This window comes from Neorhizobium sp. T6_25 (assembly GCF_002968555.1).
In the GTDB taxonomy this organism is placed as follows: domain Bacteria; phylum Pseudomonadota; class Alphaproteobacteria; order Rhizobiales; family Rhizobiaceae; genus Neorhizobium.
The window spans coordinates 374277-394143 of record NZ_PVBL01000001.1 but is presented as its reverse complement, the minus strand read 5'-3'; the positions used below and the strand labels follow the sequence as shown (position 1 = coordinate 394143).

The 19867-nt window shown below is 61.9% G+C and carries 18 protein-coding genes; 8 read left to right on the top strand and 10 right to left on the bottom strand.

The features are described from left to right. The first annotated feature begins 35 nt into the window (after nt 1-35). The 7 genes from C5L10_RS01755 to C5L10_RS01725 all read left to right on the top strand — a co-directional run bounded on the left by C5L10_RS01755 (nt 36) and on the right by C5L10_RS01725 (nt 6677). The gene (locus C5L10_RS01755) at nt 36-713 is read left to right on the top strand and encodes a GntR family transcriptional regulator (protein WP_105428255.1); all 678 of its coding nucleotides are present in this window, start codon (nt 36-38) and stop codon (nt 711-713) included. After that, entirely contained in the window at nt 710-1693 is a 984-nt protein-coding gene (locus tag C5L10_RS01750) for an alpha/beta hydrolase (protein WP_245447891.1), read from the top strand. The genes C5L10_RS01755 and C5L10_RS01750 overlap by 4 nt, the downstream gene beginning before the upstream one ends. A 25-nt stretch (nt 1694-1718) precedes the next feature. After that, nucleotides 1719-2918, top strand: coding sequence for a sugar ABC transporter substrate-binding protein (locus C5L10_RS01745; protein ID WP_105428254.1), 1200 nt, complete (start codon nt 1719-1721; stop codon nt 2916-2918). Between the two features lie 66 nt (nt 2919-2984). After that, nucleotides 2985-3908: a carbohydrate ABC transporter permease gene (locus C5L10_RS01740; protein ID WP_105428253.1), complete on the top strand. Its 924-nt coding sequence runs from the start codon at nt 2985-2987 to the stop codon at nt 3906-3908. Next, nucleotides 3905-4735: a carbohydrate ABC transporter permease gene (locus tag C5L10_RS01735; RefSeq protein WP_105428252.1), complete on the top strand. Its 831-nt coding sequence runs from the start codon at nt 3905-3907 to the stop codon at nt 4733-4735. Before C5L10_RS01740 ends, C5L10_RS01735 begins: the two co-directional genes overlap by 4 nt. A gap of 68 nt (nt 4736-4803) precedes the next feature. Beyond that, a complete protein-coding gene (locus C5L10_RS01730) occupies nt 4804-5685 on the top strand; it encodes a sugar phosphate isomerase/epimerase (RefSeq protein WP_105428251.1) in 882 nt (293 codons plus the stop codon). After that, complete coding sequence (locus C5L10_RS01725) at nt 5682-6677, top strand: Gfo/Idh/MocA family protein (protein WP_105428250.1); 996 nt, start codon at nt 5682-5684, stop codon at nt 6675-6677. The genes C5L10_RS01730 and C5L10_RS01725 overlap by 4 nt, the downstream gene beginning before the upstream one ends. A gap of 23 nt (nt 6678-6700) precedes the next feature. Here the strand turns inward: C5L10_RS01725 and C5L10_RS01720 are convergent, their stop codons facing one another. Together C5L10_RS01720 and C5L10_RS01715 are read right to left on the bottom strand one after the other, a co-directional pair. Further along, a complete protein-coding gene (locus tag C5L10_RS01720) occupies nt 6701-7606 on the bottom strand; it encodes an SIR2 family protein (protein ID WP_105428249.1) in 906 nt (301 codons plus the stop codon). A gap of 91 nt (nt 7607-7697) precedes the next feature. After that, complete coding sequence (locus C5L10_RS01715; RefSeq protein ID WP_105428248.1) at nt 7698-8213, bottom strand: ferritin-like domain-containing protein; 516 nt, start codon at nt 8211-8213, stop codon at nt 7698-7700. A 192-nt stretch (nt 8214-8405) separates the two neighbouring features. Here C5L10_RS01715 and C5L10_RS01710 point away from each other — a divergent pair, with 192 nt between their 5' ends. Continuing rightward, nucleotides 8406-10049, top strand: a complete 1644-nt coding sequence (locus C5L10_RS01710; protein WP_105428247.1) for an alpha-amylase family protein — start codon at nt 8406-8408, stop codon at nt 10047-10049. A gap of 120 nt (nt 10050-10169) precedes the next feature. On the opposite strand, the gene C5L10_RS01705 is transcribed toward C5L10_RS01710, so the two are convergent. The 8 genes from C5L10_RS01705 to C5L10_RS01670 form a co-directional block, all read right to left on the bottom strand. Further along, complete coding sequence (locus tag C5L10_RS01705; RefSeq protein ID WP_371411900.1) at nt 10170-10631, bottom strand: hypothetical protein; 462 nt, start codon at nt 10629-10631, stop codon at nt 10170-10172. Between the two features lie 166 nt (nt 10632-10797). After that, nucleotides 10798-12132, bottom strand: coding sequence for an aminotransferase class III-fold pyridoxal phosphate-dependent enzyme (locus tag C5L10_RS01700; RefSeq protein WP_371411899.1), 1335 nt, complete (start codon nt 12130-12132; stop codon nt 10798-10800). Nucleotides 12133-12174: 42 nt separating this feature from the next. Beyond that, nucleotides 12175-13614 (bottom strand): M20 family metallopeptidase, encoded by a 1440-nt coding sequence (locus tag C5L10_RS01695; protein ID WP_105428246.1) that lies wholly within the window; start codon nt 13612-13614, stop codon nt 12175-12177. 18 nt (nt 13615-13632) lie between these two features. Further along, nucleotides 13633-14838, bottom strand: a complete 1206-nt coding sequence (gene rocD, locus C5L10_RS01690; RefSeq protein ID WP_105428245.1) for an ornithine--oxo-acid transaminase — start codon at nt 14836-14838, stop codon at nt 13633-13635. A 51-nt stretch (nt 14839-14889) separates the two neighbouring features. Continuing rightward, nucleotides 14890-16497, bottom strand: coding sequence for an ABC transporter ATP-binding protein (locus C5L10_RS01685; protein WP_105428244.1), 1608 nt, complete (start codon nt 16495-16497; stop codon nt 14890-14892). Beyond that, nucleotides 16497-17312: an ABC transporter permease gene (locus C5L10_RS01680; RefSeq protein ID WP_105428243.1), complete on the bottom strand. Its 816-nt coding sequence runs from the start codon at nt 17310-17312 to the stop codon at nt 16497-16499. Before C5L10_RS01680 ends, C5L10_RS01685 begins: the two co-directional genes overlap by 1 nt. Further along, nucleotides 17309-18262, bottom strand: a complete 954-nt coding sequence (locus C5L10_RS01675) for an ABC transporter permease (RefSeq protein ID WP_105428242.1) — start codon at nt 18260-18262, stop codon at nt 17309-17311. The genes C5L10_RS01680 and C5L10_RS01675 overlap by 4 nt, the downstream gene beginning before the upstream one ends. A gap of 3 nt (nt 18263-18265) precedes the next feature. Next, complete coding sequence (locus tag C5L10_RS01670; protein ID WP_105428241.1) at nt 18266-19837, bottom strand: ABC transporter substrate-binding protein; 1572 nt, start codon at nt 19835-19837, stop codon at nt 18266-18268. Nucleotides 19838-19867 lie beyond the last annotated feature (30 nt).

Genomic DNA, 19867 nt, shown 5'->3' with positions numbered 1-19867 from the left:
AGTTTCTGAAATGCGCAATCGGCTGGATGAGTGAGATGGCCTATTTTTCCGCTAGATCGACATCGATCAGATCGCCCAAGGCGGGCGCCGCCTTCAATGCGTTGAAGCGCGACATCATGCTCGGAACGCTTGCGCCAGGGACTGGCCTTACGGAATTGGAGCTGGCGGCCCACTTCCAGTGCAGCCAGGGCACCGTTCGCGAGGCGCTCCTGCAGCTTCAGGAGGAAGGGCTGGTCCGTCGCCGGGGGCATCGTGGGACGCAGGTTTCCGAATGCACGGAAGACGAAGCAATCGAGATGTTCCGGTTGCGTCAGCAGATAGAGGGCAACGGCATGGCGCGCGTCATGCGCGCTCGCAGCCGCACGCTGGTCAAGGAACTCGATAGCCTCCTCGACAAGATGCTGCTTGCGGCCGCGGCAGGTGACGAGTTGGAGCTTGCGGCCTTCGACCGCGATTTCCATCGGCGCATTTTCGAAGATGCAAACCTGCCGGCGCTCGATCCGATTCTTCATCGCTGCCTCGTGCATAATCACCGGTTCAAGATTTCCCGCAGCCCGATGGCGCGGGATCTCGAGGCGACTGCATTGCGGCATCGCAGCATCATCGACGCGGTCGAAAGCGGTGATGCAGGGCGGGCGACGGCGGCCATGCGTCATCATATCGCGACCATTGTCGATCTCGGGCCTGAGGTTTTCCCGGAGGCGACACAGTGAACGACCTCTCTCAACTGTCGGACACGCTTTCGGACGAAATGCTGGCGCTGACGCAGCGGGTGGCTGCGGAGCTCGGACCTCTGTCGGATCCAACGACCCTTCCGCCGGCTGAAGGTCGTGCACAGACGCTTGCCGCCAATGTGCGATGGAATGTCAATCTGCCAGCCATGGCAAACGTCGGGGAGGTCTGGGTAGCGGAAGATGCGCACCTCGGGTCGGCCCGCTGTCGCCTCAAGGTGTTCGTGCCGCCGGATGCCGCGGATGGCGCCATCCTGTTCGTGCATGGCGGCGGCTTTGCCTTCTGCTCGCCGGAAACCCATGAGCGTTGCGCGCGGGTTCTGGCGCTGGAAAGCGGCATGCCGGTCGTGATGCCCGATTACCGGCTGGCCCCGGAAGCGCCGTATCCGGCCGGGCTCATGGATGTCGTTGCGACGCTGCGAGGTCTTTTCAAGGTGACGGCCGGCGAAGGCGTCCGCCCTGGTCCCGTGATCATCTCCGGCGACTCGGCGGGAGCCAACATTGCTCTTGCAGCGATACTGCATGAACAGGCCGAGGGCCGACGGCTGCCGGATGCCGCGCTGCTCTTTTACGGCACTTATGCGCGTTCGTTCGAAACGGCATCTTACGTCCGTTTCGCCGAAGGCCCGGCACTCACGCGCGGAAAGATGCAGCGATACTGGTCGTTCTATGCCGGTGAGCGCTCAGTCGAGGACGATCCGCTTGCCTGCCCCCTTGCGGCGTCCGATGCGGCCTTGGTGGCGCTGCCGCCACTTTATCTGATGGCGGCGGGGGTGGACCCGCTGCTTTCCGACACCGTGAGCCTGAGCCAGCGTCTCAAGGCTCTCGGCCGGGACGACGAGCTGCACGTCGTGCCGGGCGTCATCCACGGTTTCCTGCAGAACACGAGTGAACTTTCGGCCGCGCGGGAGGCGTTGGCGGCCGCAGGCAGTGCAGCAAGGCGACTGACACGACGTCGATGACGTGAACGATCAAGAGGAGGAGACTATGAAATTTCTGAAGACACTCGCGCTTGGCGCCGCTCTTGCGGCTTCGGCCGCGTTCGGTCAGGCGAAGGCGGAAACCGTCCGCTTCTGGTACCATTTCGACAACCCGGCGAACCCGATGTCGGACCTGGTCCAGAAGTTCGAGACAGCCAATCCCGGCATCAAGATCGAAGCCGAGAACGTGCCGTGGAACAGCTACTACGACAATCTCTACACCGCGCTGGTCGGCGGCAATGCACCGGATGCGGCGATGGTGAAGCTCTTCGCCCAGCCCCGGCTTGCGGAAATGGGAGCGCTGGAGCCGATCGGCAAGCAGCTCGACGCGTGGAAGGGCAAGGCCGACCTGCTGGACAACCTGGTCGACCTGAACAAGGGTCCGGACGGAAACCAATATTACCTGCCTATCCAGTACGTGGTCCTTTATCTCTATTACCGGACCGATCTCTTCCAGGCGGCCGGTCTGCAGCCGCCCAAGACCTGTGAAGATTTCCGCAATGCGGCGATCAGGCTGACCAACGCGCCGCAGACCTACGGCTTCGGCTTGCGCGGCGGCAAGGGCGGCTGGGACCAATGGGGCGCTTTCGTGCTGTCCCAGGGCGCCGAACTGAAGCCGGGTGGCTTGACCAAGCCCGAGGCGATTGCCGCAAACCAATGGCTGGTGGATCTCTTCCAGAAGGACAAGGTCATTCCGCCGTCCGCGCCGAATGATGGTTTCCAGGAAATCGTCGCCGCGTTCAAATCCGGCAAGACAGCCATGACCATCCACCATATCGGTTCGTCCAAGGATCTCGTTGCGGCTCTCGGCGACAAGGTTTCCGCCGTGCCGGTTCCGAAATGCGGCAATGGTCAATGGACGTCTTACGGCGATGAGTCGCTTGCGATCTTCTCCTCGTCCTCGGTCAAGGACGCTGCCTGGAAGTGGATTTCCTTCCTGGCCGAGGGCCAGAACAACGTCGCCTTCAACGGCGCGACAGGCCAGCTGACGGTCACGAAAAGCGGCTCTGCCGAATGGAAGCTCCACGAGCGCCGTTTCGTCGAAGCGACCGTCCAATCCTTGCCGTTTGCCAGGGTGCTGCCGCAGACCTCGGCGGTTTCGGAATTTGTCAACTCTGCCTGGCAGACCAACATGCAGCGGGCTTTGACCGGCCAGATCACGCCCAAGCAGATGATGGAACAGTTGCAGACGCTGTTTGCCCAGTAAAAGTCGTCTCCGGTCCCGGCACGTCCTGTGTCGGGACCTCTTTCCCCGCCTCGAGGCTGGATTCGCATGTCCCGATCGAACCATTCTACCGTGGAGCGCCGCACGCTGTTGCGCTGGCATTCGGAACGGCTTCTGCCGTACTGGCTGCTTGCACCGGCTGTCGTGGTGACCGTCGTCATCGTCTTCATGCCGATGGTGCAGGCCGTCTTCACGAGCTTCTACGACTTGATCCTGTTTCGCCCCAATGCCAGCAAGTTCGTGGGCTTCGGCAACTACGTCAAGCTGTTCAACGATCCGGTCTTCTGGACGGCGTTGTGGAACACCATCATCTGGATCGGATTGACCGTGCCATTGCAGATGGGGCTCGGGCTTGTCGCGGCCCTGCTCCTCAACCGCGAGTTTCCCTGGCGTGGGTTGGCACGGGCGCTGATCATCATTCCCTGGGCGCTCCCGAGCGTTGTGATCGCGCTGATGTGGCGCTGGATCTATGATCCGAATACGGGCGTGCTCAACGACATCCTCATCTACCTGTCGATCGTCCAGTCTGCCGTTCCGTGGCTCGCCGATCCCAACGTGGCGATCTATGCGATCATCGCCACCCTGACCTGGCAGGGCTTTCCCTTCTTCGCGGTGATGATCCTTGCTGGCCTTCAGGGTATTCCGCGCAGCCAATATGAAGCGGCGTCGATCGATGGCGCTTCCACCTGGCGGCAGTTCGTCCATATCACGCTGCCGGGCATCGCGCCGGTGCTCGCGACCGCCGGTTTGCTACGGGTGATCTGGGTCGCCAATTCCATGGACGTCATCTTCGTCATGACCGGCGGCGGCCCCGGCTATGCCACACACACCCTGCCGCTTTATGCCTTCATCAAGGCGCGCCAGAACCTCGATTTCGGCTACGGCACCGCGATCGCCGTCACCTTCACGATCCTGCTCGGCGCCTTCGTGGTTCTCTATCTCTCCCGTACGATGCGCGAGGTGGAACGATGAAACAAAGTGCACTTCGCCGGATCATCACCACCGACCTTCCGGTCCTGCTGATCGTCCTCTTCGCCATGGCGCCCTTCGCCTGGATGATCCTGACATCGCTGACGCCGACCGCAGTGTTGAATGCCACGGGCGTGTCGCTTTCGCCGCTTGGCTGGAGCCTCGACAACTACGTGCGGCTCATCGAGCAGACATCCTTCCTCAAGAACATGCTGGACAGCCTGATCATCGCCGCCGGCACGGTTGTCGTCGGGCTGATCGTCTCGGTCACGGCGGCCTATGCCTTTTCGCGCTTCCGTTTTCCGGGCCGCAAGCTGCTGATGCTGCAGTTCCTTCTGATCAACATGTTCCCGATCGTGCTGCTCATCCTGCCGCTCTTCGTGCTGATGCGCCGCTTCAACATCCTCGACACCCATTTCGGCCTGATCCTTGCCAATGCGACTGTGGCGATCCCGTTCGCGGTGTGGATGCTGACGAGCTATATCGGCGCCATTCCGAAGAGCCTCGACGAAGCGGCCATGACCGACGGATGCTCGCGCCTGACGGCGCTGCGCAAGATAGTCCTGCCGCTGACCATGCCGGGCATCATCTCGACCGGCATCTACATCTTCATCACCGCCTGGAACGAATATCTCTACGCGTTGACGCTTGGCGGGCGGAACGTGCGCCCGGTCACGGTCGCGATCCAGACGCTGATCGGCGAATACCAGATCGAATGGGGACTGCTGGCAGCAGGCGCAGTGGTCGGCGCAATGCCCGCGACCGTCCTTTTCCTTCTCGTGCAGCGGCGCCTGATCGGCGGGCTGACCCAGGGCGCAGTCAAGGGATGAGGGCAAGGGATGAGGGCAGGGAATGGTCGGCGCAGCCGACGAAACGGAATGTAAAAGAGGACGTAACAATGAACCCCATCGGGTTGATTTCCATGCAGTATGCCAGGCCCTTCACGGCCGAGCATTTTCCGCTGTTTGCAAAGATGCGTCGGCACGGCTTTGACTTCGTGGAGCTTCTGGTCCCGGAAGCCGGCGAACTCGACATCAGGGAAACGAAGAAAGCGCTCGACGATGCTGGTCTCGGCGTCGTGCTCGCCGCCCGCGTCAACCTGCAGCGCAATCTCGCGTCGGCCGATGCCGAAGCCCATCGCGCCGGTGTCGAATACCTGAAATATACGGCCGATTGCGCGGCAGGCCTCGGTTCGAAGATCGTCGGCGGGCCGCTGACGGGCAATCCTCTCGTGTTCGCCGGTCGTGCCCCGCAGCCGGTCGACGAGGCCGAACGGCTGGCCCGCAAGGAGCGTTGCGTCAAAGGCCTGAAGGAAGCCGGAGACCACGCTGCCAAAATGGGTGTTTTGCTGACCGTCGAGCCGCTCAACCGCTTCGAAAGCGACGTTCTTTGCACCACCCGGCAGGCGATGGAACTGCTGGATGCCGTCGATCATCCAGCCGTCAAGCTGATGCTCGACACCTTCCACATGCATATGGAGGAAAGCTCGATCGCCGAGGCCATCCGGCTTGCCGGTGACCGGCTGGTGCATTTCCAGGCCAATGAAAACCACCGCGGCTTCCCGGGCACGGGTTCCACCGACTGGGTCGATGTCTGCCGGGCGCTGCACGAGATCGGCTACAAGGGGCCGGTTTCGCTCGAACCGTTCCGCCGCAACGACGACCGCTTCGGCGTGCCGTTCGCCCAATGGCGCCCGCCGCACGAGGATGAGAGCGATCGGCTGGCGGCCTCTAGCGCGTTCATGAAATCCCATCTCCTGCTCACGGAATATCGTCGATGACTTTGAAAATCGGTTGGATCGGTTGCGGCGTTCACGCAACCCAGATGCTGCTTCCCCAACTCGTGCGCCACGACGTCGAAATCGTTGCGCTGTGCGATATCGATGGCAAACGCCTCAAGGACGCCGGCCGGCAATTCGGCGTTACCAACCTGACGACGGACGCGCAGACCCTGCTTTCGACACGCGGCATCGATGCGGTCGGGATGGCCGTCGGCCCGGATCAGCATCTCGCCTTCGGCAAGGCGGCGCTCGAACGGGGCTTGCCTGTCTTTATGGAAAAGCCGCCATCGGGTTCCGCCGCCGGGGCGCGGGAACTTCTAGCTGCTTCGGAAAAGGTGAAGAAGCCGCTGCTGCTCGGCTTCATGAAGCGCTATTCGATCGGCAACCGCATGGCGGCGAATATCGTCAAGTCCGGCCGCTTTGGGGAGGTGCTCGGCCTGACCGGCTATTACATGACGGCACCGGGCTATTTCGCCGGCAATGTCGACTATACCGGCTTTTTTCTGCATCACTGCGTGCATTACATGGACCTGGCGTCCTTTCTGGTGTCGCCGGTTCGTTCGATCTCGACCCGCAAGGTGGAGAAAGCTCCGGGCCGGCTGCTCTTCCATGTCGCCTTTGAGTTCGAATGCGGAGCGATCGGCAATATCGCCATGGGTACGATCCAGTCGCGCGGCACGCCGGTCGAGCGGATCGAACTGATGGGCGACCACCAGCGTATCGAGGTGGAGGACGTGATCGAAATCCGCTGGCATCGCAATCCGCCATTCAAGATCGACGACCTGGGCGCGACGCTGAAGGAGGAGTGCGACACGCTGACGTGGAAACCGAATTTCACCGCCGCAGCCAACGAGGATCCGAAGGGTTACCATTCGCTGCTGGCCGATGTGGTTCCCGCGCTCGGGGGCGCAACGACTCCCGCGCCGACGATCGCCGATGGCGTGATTGCCATGGAGCGCCTGGAAACGGTTCGACGCGAGCTCGCGCTTTGAGGAGGATCCGCCCTTGGACGGTCTTACTCAGGTTTGACGTGGTCTTTTCGGCGGCGCCTGGCAATGTTCACCTCGTGCAGGAGCAGCTCCAAGAAACCTTGGAGCGCCATCCCTGGATCGTCGTCATCGCCGCTCAACATGCTGATTCCCCAATGGCCGAGAACGGCCTCCTGGACCGGGTTGGGGCATGGCATGAAGATGAATGAGGGCGGTCGCTCCTTTTCGAAACCCGAATTCGACCATGTACGCCAGAGCCGATAGAGAAGCAGACGGATGTTCATGTCGGACATGCTGTAGCCGATGAACAACACCGTCAGGCCTAGAGCGTCCGATCGAAACTTCACATCGAGAGGTGAGTCGAACGAGAGCCTGTCAAAGTGGTCCGACTCCGCAAGTACGAGACTTTCGGGCTCATCAAAGTCACCGTGAAACTTGATGATCTGGGTGACCTCACCCGAGGCCCGTGCCACGTCGTGGGCATTCGTCACCTTGATGTAAGGCCGGCCATGCAGTTCGAATGCCGTCTCGAGGTTACGATCGTAGTTGGTCGTATAGATGATCGGAAACTCCAGCGACACGATCATTTCGTGGATTGCCGATGCGGCAATACGGTCGCGGCAAACGTTCCATTCGCGGTCGAGCCATCGGCTGAGGGAGACGATGCTGCCCTGCGACAGCCGATAATATTCCGCGATCGTCTGGTAGCTGAGGTCCGGGCGCGTGATCAGCGAGCGGTCGAGACTTAATTCATCGACCATGTGCTCGGTAAGCTTCCTCCAGGACGGCAAGCCGACATTCATCGACACGCCGGCTCCCACAAACAGGATGGCCCGACGCTCGGCGATCCTCTGCGCCAGTGAGCGGAGTTGTTCGCAGGACTGCGTTGTCCGGAGGGAACACGCCGGTCCCGATTTGCCGTCGTCAGGCATGTTCCGTTACTTCATCAATACCGGCAGTCGTGCCGCCCGGTCGATCCTGCGGGCTGGGCCGCAGGATCGACCGATATCGGAACGGAGTTGGTCAGATCTTTGCACGTTCGCCCGCTTCCTTGAGTGAAGCGAACTTCATCGTCACGCTCTTCAGATTGTCGTCCAGCCATTTTGCCATGGCGATCTCTTCCTCGAGATTGCTTTTTAGCGCCGGCGCCAGTCCCGGAAAGCCGCCATGTTCGGCGATGGTGATGAGCGACTTGTAGGCGGCGATCTCGTAATTCTCGAAAGCGAAATTGGCGAGCGAGTTCTTGATGATCTCGTCGCCGGCAACGCTGTGTCCCATCGCCGCCATGCTGCCGGTGAGGGACAATGCCATGTCCTTCAAGCTCGAATGCTCTTCCGCCAAGCTCGTGAGAACCTCCTCGATCCTGGCGATCTGACCCTCCGTTTCACGGATATGCTGCTCGAGCCGCGCCGCCACCTCCGGATAGTTTTCGATCCGCGAGACCTGCGGCTTCATGATCGACAGCGCCTGGTTTTCCATGGCGTGCGCGTTCTTGAGGCCGGTCACGAAGATGGTACGGGTTTCCGATGTATCTGCCATCGCATTTCCTCTTTGGTTGTGTGGGACACGCTAACTGGGACGAGGGGCGATGGTTCCAGCACGGCGAACGATAGAATAGGCGGGTATCCGCTCTGCGGCTTTTTTGCGGGACGGCAGATGGCAGCCTGGGAACTTGGCAATCCTCGGACCGTTTAGTCACTCTTGACGAGAGGTACCCGGAGGTCAGCAGGAGTGCCGAACAGGAGCAGCACCTGGTATGAAGAGGCGGTGATCTACAGCATCGACGTTGAAAAGTTCGCCGACGGAAACGGCGACGGCATCGGCGACTTCATAGGGCTCACCGAGAAACTGACCTACCTCTCCGAACTCGGCATCACCTGCATCTGGCTGCTGCCTTTTTTTCGCAGCCCCGATCGCGATAACGGTTACGACGTTAGCGATTTCTACACCGTCAATCCGAAGGTCGGGACCTTGGACGACTTTCTCGCCTTTCTTCACGGCGCCGGAGAGCATGGCATTCGCGTCATCATCGACCTGGTCGTCAATCATACATCGGACCAGCATCCCTGGTTTCAGGCGGCGCGGCGGGACGACGAGACGCGCTATCGCGATTATTACGTGTGGAGCGCCGATCCCCCACCGGTCGCCGTCGGCGCCAAATCGATCTTTCCTGGCGAGGTAGACAGCCTGTGGACTTACGACGAGGTCGCCCGTGCCTACTATTTCCACCATTTTTATGACTTTCAGCCGGAATTGAACGCTGCAAATCCTCAGGTCCGCGAAGAGATACTAAGAATCGTCGATTATTGGATCGCTTTCGGTGTGAGCGGCTTCAGGCTGGACGCCGCTCCACTCATCATTGCCAACAAGGGCCTTGAACACGCCAATCCCCGCGACCCGCACGGCATTCTGAGGCAGATTGGCGCCTATCTGCGAAGCCGCCGGCCTGGCGGAGTGCTTGTCGGGGAAGTCAATCTTCCGCCGGAAGCGTCCGACGCGTTTTTCGGGGAGGGTGATCAACTCCAGCTCCTGCTCAACTTCATGCTCGCCTGCTATCTCTTCGCGGGCTTTGCCAAGGAAGACGCAGCGGCGATCAATCAGGGGTTGAGCCTTCTTCCCGAGCCGCCGGCCGGCTGTGGCTGGGTCAATTTCCTGCGCAACCTCGATGAGCTCGATTTCTCTCGGGTCCCGGCGGATCTGAAGCAAGCGGTGTTCGAGGTTTTTGCTCCGAAAAAGGAGATGCAGGTTTTTGATCGTGGCATTCGTCGCCGCGTCGCTCCGATGCTCAATGGAGACCAACGGCGGATCGAAATGGCTTTCAGTATCGTCTTTTCGCTCAAGGGCCCGCCGCTCGTCGTCTATGGAGACGAGATCGGCATCGGCGAGGATCTCTCCCGGCCCGGGCGTGACGCCGTGCGGGTGCCGATGCAGTGGTCGGCCGAGAAGAACGGCGGCTTCTCGACTGCAAATGCCGGAAAGCTGTATCAGCCAGTCAAAACCGAGGGGAAGTTTTCCTATAAGAAGGTGAATGTCGCCGATCAGGAGAAAGATCCGGGCTCGCTGCTGAACAAAGTGAGACGGTTTATCAACCTTCGCCGTAACCAGCCGATCTTCACGAGAGGCCGGGCGGTGAGGCTCAGCGCAACGGACCCTGCCGTCCTGGTTCACGGTTTCGAAGATGCAGGCGATCTGCTGTTGTTGGTGCACAATCTGGCGGCCCGGCGGATCGAGACCGAGATCCATTTCGGCGGCATGCAGCCCAAGCGCTTTCGCGACCTGATCGATGATGTCGAATTCGAAGTGGTGAAGAAGCCGCGTCTGGAACTCGAGCCCTATGCCTATCGCTGGCTAATCTCGAAGGGCAATGGCTCATAGCTTGCCATCCCGATTTTCATGTCGGCGAATGCTAGCGTGTACCGGACGCTGGTCGGGCCGTGAGACCATTGTGGGCGAATGCAGGACCGGATAGCGACCTGGCAAGATGACGCCTGAGGATCAGCGGAAGCATGTCACCGGCGCGCAGCAGTTCGACCTCGGCATGTGTTCGATCGCAACCGATGTATCGAATGTTCCCGAGAAGCCGTCAGCTCGCCTGAGCGAAGCCGGCACGTCGCAACGCGGAGAAACCATGGCCGGTTCAGCCTGTACGGTCGGGACATCGCCGAGGCGCAGTTCGAGTGTCTCCGGCGCCTGATCATGCGGCAGGCGCAGCGGGAGGATGCCCATGCCGATCAGGTTCCAGCGGTGAGTGCGCTCGAAACTGGAGGCCAGAACCGCCCGCACGCCGAGGAGCGCCGCACCCTTGGCCGCCCAATCGCGGGACGAACCCATTCCGTATCGCGCGCCGGCGACAATGACGACGGACCTGCCTTCAGCCTTGTAACGCTGCGCCGCATCCCACAACGACTGGGGTTCTCCCGATCCGGCATGGACCATGAAACCTGGCCCGCGATGCATCGTCTCCGGCCGTCCTTAGAGCGTTCTCCAGCAATATCCGATGGATATACGGCATGGGCGAGAGATCGTCGCCTGCCTCGGCCGGCAGGTCAATCAGATTATAGCTCAGGCCGTCGATCTCGATTTTGGCACGCATGCCGGTCAGCAATGCCACCCGCCGCCCGCGCTACAACGTCTTCAAACCGGCGGCGATGGCCGAAAACAGCATATCGATTTCCGTCTCCGAAATCACAAGGGGAGGAGAAAGAACGATGGTGTTCGCCACCGGCCGTATCATGACGCCCCGCTCGAAGCAGAATTCGTAGACCTTTTTCGCCGTGACCTTGCCGCCGGCGACATCTTCGCCGAGTTCGATGCCGGCAAGCAGCCCGAGATTGCGGATATCCACCACGGCCGGCAGGCCCTTGAGCGAATGGGCCTTTTCCTGCCAGACCGGCTCGATCGCTGCAGCGCGCTCGAACACGCCTTCGTTGAGATAGACGTTCAGCGCCGCCAGGGCCGCCGCGCAAGCCAGCGGATGACCTGAATAGGTATATCCATGCGAGAACTCCACGGCACCTTGCGGGGCGCCTGTCATCAGCGTCTCGTAGATGTCGTTGGAACTGATGACGCCGCCCATCGGGACCGCACCGTTGGTCATGCCCTTGGCAATGGCGATGAGGTCGGGAGTGACGCCGAAACGGTCGGCCGCGAACGGACGGCCGAGGCGCCCGAAACCGGTGACCACTTCATCGAAGATCAGCAGAATGCCGTGGCGCGTACAGATTTCCCTCAGCCGTTCCAGGTAGCCAACGGGCGGGATCAGCACGCCCGTCGAGGCAGCAATCGGCTCGACGATCACCGCCGCGACCGTCGATGGATCGAAGGTCTGCAGCATCTGTTCGAGCGCCTCGGCGATCTCCGCGCCGTGGCCCGGCTGGCCGCGGCTGAAGGCATTGCGGGCGGGATCATGCGTATGGGGCATATGGGCCGCACCCGGCAAAAGCATGCCGAACTGCTTCTTGTGCGGTCCCATGCCTGCCGCTGAAAGCCCTCCGAAACCGACGCCGTGATAACCGCGCTGGCGACCGATGATGCGCTGCCGCTGTCCTTCCCCGCGGGCATGGTGATAGGCGAGGGCAAGCTTGAGCGCCGTATCGGTGGCCTCCGACCCGGAATTGGTGAAGAAGACGTGATCCAGTCCTTCGGGTGCGACGGCTGTCAGTCGGCTGGCATATTCGAAGGCGAGAGGATGGCCGAGCCCGAACGAGGATGCGAAATCAAGCTGTGCGGCCTGTTTCTGGACGGCCTCGACGATCTTTGGATGCCCATGCCCCGCGTTCACGCACCAGAGGCCGGCAATCCCGTCCAGAAGCCGGTGGCCGTCGCTCGTGTGGTAATACATGCCCGACGCGCCGGTGATGATCTGCGGCTTCTTCTTGAAGTCCCGGTTGACCGTGAACGGCATCCAGTAGGATTCGAGCGAATTGGCGTTGAGCTGCTGCATGTGCATTGCTTTCATTCTTCGATCAGATGAAGTCGGTCTTCTTGAGGATCTGCGTCGTCACTTTGCCGCATCCAGCCTGTCGACGGAGGGCGATATCGGCGGCACGACGTCGTCCGGGATGGGATTGACGAAGGGATTGCCCTCCAGCCGGCCCCGAAGATCGGCCTTGGCCGCCTCGACCAGTGCCGGATTGCAGATGAGTTCGATGGCCGTGCCCGCCATGACCTTTGCAGCATGCGCCATGCCCTTGTGGGCGGCGGGCAACTTGCCCTGGGCAACGAGCTGCCACGAATGGCCGGGCGTGCCGATCGCGTATGCCGCTCCGCGCATCTGTACGGTCGGCACCACCCAGCTCACGCTGCCGACATCGGTCGATCCGACCATCGATCCATCGCCTGAATAGAGCGGAACGATGAGATCGCAGAGCGGTTCATCCTTCTTCGGTTTGAGGTGGAAGCGGGCGTATGACGAGGCGATCTCCTCCGATGTCAAGGTCGCCTGGAATTTTCGGGCGGTCGCCTTGTCGCCTTCGTCGAATATGGCAGGACCCAGGCGCTCGAGCTGCGCATGCATACATTCCTCCAGCGGCTCGTTGCCCATCAGGTTGGCATCGCCGGATATGATTTCCTGCTTCATGGTCGTTTCGGTCATCCAGGCGGCGCCTTCGGCTACGCGCTTGACCCGGGCGACGAGCGAAAGAAGCTCGGGAAGCGTTCTCGCCCGCACGAGGTAACGAACCGTCGCATTGGCCTGGACCACATTTGGGGCCGAACCGCCCGCATCGGTAATCGCGTAATGAATACGGGCCGTCGTCGGCATGTGTTCGCGCAGGAAGTTCACGCCGACGTTCATCAGTTCGACCGCATCGAGCGCGCTGCGCCCGAGATGGGGCGTCGCCGCGGCATGCGAGGCGCGCCCGGAGAAATGAAAATTCATCTCGCTGCAGGCAAGCGAGATCGGATTGTTGACGCCGCTGAAGGCGGCGGGGTGCCACGAAATGGCAATGTCGACATCATCGAAGACGCCGGCGCTCACCATGAAACCTTTCGAAGACCCGCCTTCCTCCGCCGGGCAGCCGTAATAGCGGACGCGGCCCTTCAATCCGTGGGCAGCGAGATAGTCCTTCACCGCGGCGGCGGCCAGCATCGAGCCGGCCCCGAGAAGGTTGTGACCGCAGCCGTGGCCGTGGCCGCCGGCAACGACCGGCCGCTGTTCGGCGACGCCTGCCTCCTGGCTGAGGCCCGGGAGCGCGTCATACTCCCCGAGAATGGCGATGACTGGACCAGCCTCGCCGGCCTCTCCCATGACGGCGGTCGGAATGCCGGCAATGTTGCGCTCGATCCTGAAGCCCTCGGCCTCGAGAAGCCGCAAATGTTCGGCTGAGGAACGGAACTCCTCGTAATTGATCTCCGGCGTGCCCCAGACGCGGTCGCTGAGATCAAAAAAAGCGGCGCTTTTTTCGTCGACGATTGTCCAGATGGATTGGGAATTCTGCATCGCGTCCTCGTTTCCTGATCAGTGCATGCCGCTCAGAACCGGCGTCAGCCGTTCCAGCGCCCAGTCTATCTGCCTGCGCTCGATCACCAGCGGAGGCGCGAGACGAATGGTGTGATCATGCGTCTCCTTGGCGAGGATGCCCGACTTGCGGAGCAGTTCGCAGTAACGGCGTGCACCGCCGGCCTGCGGATGCAGTTCCACGGCGAGCATCAGTCCGCGTCCGCGCACGTTCCGAATGAAGTCGCTGCGAATGTCCTTCAGCCCGCGAAGGAAATAATCGCCCTGCTCGGCGGCATTCTCGATCATGCCCTCTTCGGTCAGCGCCCTCAGTGCCGCCCGTGCGACGGCACAGGCGAGCGGGTTACCGCCGAAGGTTGAGCCGTGCTGTCCGGGTTTTAGCGTGCCCAGCACCTCATTGTTGGAAAGCACGGCGGAGACAGGATAGAAGCCGCCCGACAATGCCTTGCCGACCAGGGTCACGTCGGCCTCGATCGCCTCATGTTCTTCCGCAAGCAGCTTGCCGGTGCGTCCGAGACCGGTCTGGATTTCGTCCAGGATCAGCATGACATTGTTTGCCGTGCAGAGTTCGCGGACCTTTGCAAAATAGCCGGCCGGCGGGATCAACACGCCCGCCTCGCCCTGGATCGGCTCGGCCAGGAAGGCGACCGTGTTTTCGTTGATCGCCCTCTCGAATGCCTCGACATCGCCGAATGGCACAACGCGGAAGCCGTGCAGGAAGGGACCGAAATTCTTGCGTGCCGTTTCGTCGGTGCTGAAGCTGATGATGCCGAGCGTCCGGCCGTGGAAATTGTTGGAGCAGACGATGATTTCCGCCTGTTCCTCGGGGATGTTCTTGACCTCGTAACCCCACTTGCGCACGGATTTGACGGCGGTTTCGACGGCTTCCGCGCCACTGTTCATCGGAAGCACCCTGTGCGATTTCGTCAGCGCCGCGAGCTCCTCGTAGAACAGTGCGAGCTGGTCGTTGCGGAATGCCCGGGAGGTCAGCGTCAGCTTGCCCGCCTGCTCCACCATCGCGGCCAGGATCTTGGGGTGGCAATGTCCCTGGTTGACGGCGGAATAGGCGGAGAGGCAGTCCAGATAGCGGGTTCCCTCCGTATCCCAGACATAGACGCCGGCGCCTCGCGCCAGGACCACGTCGAGCGGCTTGTAGTTGTTTGCGCCGATCCGGCCTTCGATCGCGATGAATTCTTCCGTCAACATGGTGGATTTCTCCTGCCCCAAAGAGGCGATACTCGTCGAATTTTGGTCTCGTTACGCCGCGACGCCGAGGGTCGGCGTCGCCTTGAGCAGAGCCTGCGTATAGGGGTGTTGCGGGTGATCCAGGATCTGGCCGGCGCTGCCCTCCTCGACGATCAAGCCCTGCTGCATGACGACGATCCGGTCGGCGACGCGGGAGACGGCGCCAAGATCGTGCGAAATGAAAAGGCAGGCGAAGCCGTGGTTTTCCTGCAGTTTGCGGAAGAGATCGAGAACCTGCTTCTGGATCGTCATGTCGAGCGCCGAGACGGGCTCGTCGGCGACGACGAAAGCGGGATTGCGGATGACCGCACGCGCGATCGCCACGCGCTGTCTCTGCCCTCCGGACAAGGCATGCGGATAACGATCGCCAAGTCCGGCAAGGCCGACCTCGTTGAGAATGGCACTTACCCGCTCGGCCTTTTCGGGGCCGCTGAGTTTCGGGCCATGGACCAGCGGCTCGCCGACGATCTCCGCAATCTTCTGCCGCGGGTCGAGGGACGAATAGGGATCCTGGAAGACGAGTTGGCACTGCAGGCGATAATCACGGGCAGCGCCCCGGTCGGCGGATGCCATCGGGCGCCCGCGAAACAGGATGTCTCCGCCGGACAATGGCAGCAGGCCCAGCATTGCCCGCCCGAGCGTGGTCTTGCCGGAACCGGAGCCGCCCACGACGGCGACCACTTCGCCCGGGCGCACGCCAAGCGAAACACCCCTCACGGCAAGCTTCTTTTCCGCCGTGCTGAACATATTGCCAGCGCCCGAGAAGGTCACCTCGACACCGCGGGCCTCGATGAGCGGCTCCGCTTCGGCGGGTGGCGCGCGGCCATAGTCACGTTTCGGCAGGGCGTCGATCAGCGTGCGGGTATATTGCTCCTTCGGCCGATGCAGAACCTCCTCGACCGGACCCGACTCGATCAGTCGGCCGCGCTCCAGAACAAAGACCTTCTTCGCGTATTGGGCGACGAGACCGAGATTGTGGGTGATCAGCAGAACCGAGGTGCCGAAGGTGCGCGTCAGATCGACCATGACCTCCATGACCTCGCGCTGGGTGAGCGTATCGAGCGCCGTTGTCGGTTCGTCGGCGATCAGCAGCTTCGGCCGGAGCAGCATGACAGAGGCGAGCATGATGCGCTGGCGCATGCCGCCCGAGAACTGATGCGGGAATGCGGCAAGGCAGGCTTGGGGGTTTTGAATTTTCACTCGTTCCAGCATTTCGGACGCACGCGCGCGCGCCGCCTCGACGCTCAGCTTCTCATGCAGCCGCAGCCCCTCGACCAGCTGTGCGCCGATCGTCATCGCCGGATTGAGCGATACCATCGGCTCCTGAAAGACCATGCCGATCTCGGCGCCGCGAACTTTGCGGATCTCGCTGCCTGTCATCTTCAGGACGTCACTGCCTTCGAACAGGATCTTTCCCGAGACCGGCGTGATTGCCTTGGGGAGCAGCCGCATGGCTGCGCGTGCGGCGACCGTCTTGCCGCTGCCGCTTTCGCCGACCAGCGCGACGATGCTGCCCGTCTCGACATCGAACGACACGTCATGGAGGATCGGGTGGCCGTTTGAGGTCGTAACACGGAGATCGCGAACGTCGAGCAGTGGCCGGGAAGTCTCTGCGTTCATCACCGTTGCTCCATTCTCGGGTCGAAGCGGTCCCGCAGCGCATCTCCGAGCAAATTGATGCCGAGAAGCGTCATCGAGATGCAGATGCCGGGGGCGAGCCCGAGCCAGGGGGCCTTTTCGATATAGGTACGCGCCGCAGACAGCATGTTGCCCCAGGTCGGCGCCGGCGGAGGCACGCCGAGGCCGAGGAAGCTCAGGCCGCTTTCCGCCAGCACAACCCAGCCGAACATCGAGGTAGCGAGCACCACGATCGGCGCGGTGCAATTGGGCAGGACATGGCGAAACATGGTGGCGAATTCGGAATTGCCGATGACGCGCGACGCCTCGACATATTCCCGTTCTCTGGCCGACAATACGCTCGCCCGGACAACACGCAGCACGGAGGGGGAATAGGCAATGCCAAGCGCCAGGATGATGCCGTATTTGTTGGGACCGGAAATCACCATCAGGCCGAGCGCCAACAGAGTGCCGGGGAAGGCGAGGAGCGCGTCGCTGAAGACCATCAGGATCCGGTCGACCAACCCTCGCGTGTAGCCTGCGATCAGGCCGGTGATCGTGCCGACCGTGATCGCGAAAGCGACCGTCAGGATGGCGACCGTCATGCTCTGCACCGCCCCGGTCATCAGGCGGGAGACGACATCGCGGCCAAATTCGTCGGTGCCGAGCCAGAATTGCGCGGACGGCGGTTTCAGCTTGGCGATGAGCTTGATCGCCGCGGGCTCGTAGGGCGTCCAGAACAGAGCGAGGAGGGCAATGCCGCCGATGAAAATCAAAAGGGCTGAGCCGATGATGAGGTTTGCGGGCTGCCTGATCATGAGGCGGTGACCCGCGGATCGAACAGTGGATAACACAGATCGACGATCAGATTGACGATCACGTAGATCAAGGCCGTGAACAACAGACATCCCTGTACCACCGGATAGTCGCGAGCGAAGATCGCATCGACGAGAAGGCGCCCGAGGCCGGGCAAGGTGAAGACGGTTTCCAGGACCGCGATGCCGCCGAGGAGCCCGCCGAGCACCAGCCCGATCATCGTCCAGGTCGGGGCGAAGGCATTGGGCAGCACATGGCGAAGCAGGACCTTGCGTTCCGAAAGACCCTTGGCGCGGGCGTGCATGACATATTCCAGCCGCAGGATTTCGATGGCGCTGGCACGCATCATGCGGGTGAGCACGCCGACCTCGATCAGCATCAATGTCACGACCGGCAGGATGACGTAGGTGATGGCGGTCCAAGGCTTTTCGGTGAACGGCACGTAACCGACGACCGGCAGCCATCCGAGCTTCAATCCAAAGACCAGCAGAAGGACGAGGCCGAGCCAGAAGCTGGGAACCGACATCAGCAGCGTCGAGGCGGCGACGATGGCGACATCCACATGCTCGTTCTGCCGCCATGCCGCCACAAGGCCGGCCGGAACCGCGATCAGCGTCGCGAGCGCTACGGCGACCAGTACGATGGTGGCGCTGACCTGGAAGCGGTCGAGCATCATGGGCAGGACCGGCGCGCCGTTGGAAATGGAATGGCCGAGATCGCCCCGTAGGACATTGCCGAGCCAATACAGGAACTGCACCGCCACCGGCCGATCGAGGCCGAGATTGGCGCGCAGGCTGGCAAGCTCGTCCGGGCTGGCGCTATCGCCGAGGATCAACTGGGCCGGGTCGCCGGGGATCATCCGTACCAGGAAGAACACCATCACGGCCACGATAAGGAGTGTCGGAAGCGTCCATAACAGACGCTTCGCGATATATTTCGAAAGGGCGTGCATGAGCTATTTGCCTTGTGCGAAGGAAACGCCCCACATGCGCGGATAACCGACCGGCCACGTCTTGTATCCTTCCACATTGGCGCGCACCGCGCCGATGCGGGTGCCCGAATAGAGCGGGATCAACGGGACGTCGGCGCGGATCATGCCTTCCAGCTTGTCGAACAGCGCCTGCCGCTCCTTGGCATCGCCGATCGTCGTGGTCTCGGCGATCAGCTTCAGGCCTTCCGGATTGTCCCACACCTTGTTCGGGCTCTTGTCCTTGCTGCCGCTGACCATGTCGTAGGAGAGCGAGGGATCGAGGCGTGCGGAATAGGTGAACGACATGGCGGAGTAGTTGCCGGCCGTGTAGCGGTCGAGCAGCGTCGCCCAGTCGAGTGTCTCGATCTCGATATTGATGCCGGCTTCCTGCGCCATCGCCTGGACGAGAACCGCGGCATCGAAGAGTGACGGATAAAACTTGGTCGCCAGCCACTTGATCGGCTGGCCCTTGTATCCGGCGTCCGCCAGCAGCTTCTTCGCCTCGTCGAGATTGCGCGCCGGGAGTTCCTTCTGCAGCTTTCCGGAATAGGGGCTCGGGACCGGAATGACCGAGAGGTTCGCCGGCGACTGGCCGTTGGTCAAGGCTTCCGAGATCTGCGCGATATCGAGGGAAAGCAGTAGCGCCTTGCGGATGCGGACGTCCTTCAGCAGCGGATCGCGGGTCTGGAAAAGGAGACTGGTCAGGCCCATGCTGGCGACCTTGTCCACCTTCAGCTTGTCGCTGCCGGAGAGTTCCTCGACATCGGCGTTGTTGACGTCGCTCAGCACGTCGATGTCTCCGGAATAGAGCGCGGCCTTGGCCGCAGCATCGTCCGGAATGACCATGAAGCGCGTTGCCGCGATCTTCGGCTGCTTGTCGCCGACATAGCCGGTACGCTCGCCGCCGGGCGAGACGTAGTTGGGATTGGCGGCGAGCTGCACATACTGGCCGCTGCGCCATTCCTGCAGCATGAAGGGGCCGGTACCGACAGGCTTCACCCACTTGCCCTGCGCATCGAGCGAGCTCTTATGGTAAATGCCGGTGCCGCCGCAATCGGTGCGGGCAATGGTGGCGAGAAACAGGGCGGTCGGCTTCTCCAGCGTGAAGACGACGGTCGCCGCATCCGGCGCCGCAACGTTGGTGACATTGGCGACACCCGACCCTGTCACGTCCTTGAGGCACCGCCAGGCGGTCTTGGGCTCAACGTAGCGCTGCCAGGAGGACAGGACATCGGCGGAGGTCAGCGGCTCGCCATTGCTGAACTTCAGTCCGTCACGCAGCTTGAACGTATAGGTCTTGCCGTCGGGTGAGACATCGACCGACTTTGCCAGCAGCGGCGCGATCGAGGCGTCGTCCTTGTACCCGACGAGGCCTTCGACCATGTGCAGGACGATCGCGTCGCTATTGGCATCGCGATTGACGCCGGGATCGGTCGAGCGGATGTCTGCATTGATGCGCACCCGCATCGTCTTGTCCTGCGCCATGGCCGTGCCCGCGGCGGTCGGGGCCAGCAGTGCGATCGCTGCCGTCGTCTTCAACAGACTTTGAATTTTCATTGGAGGCTCCCGTATTTGTTCCCTTATTGA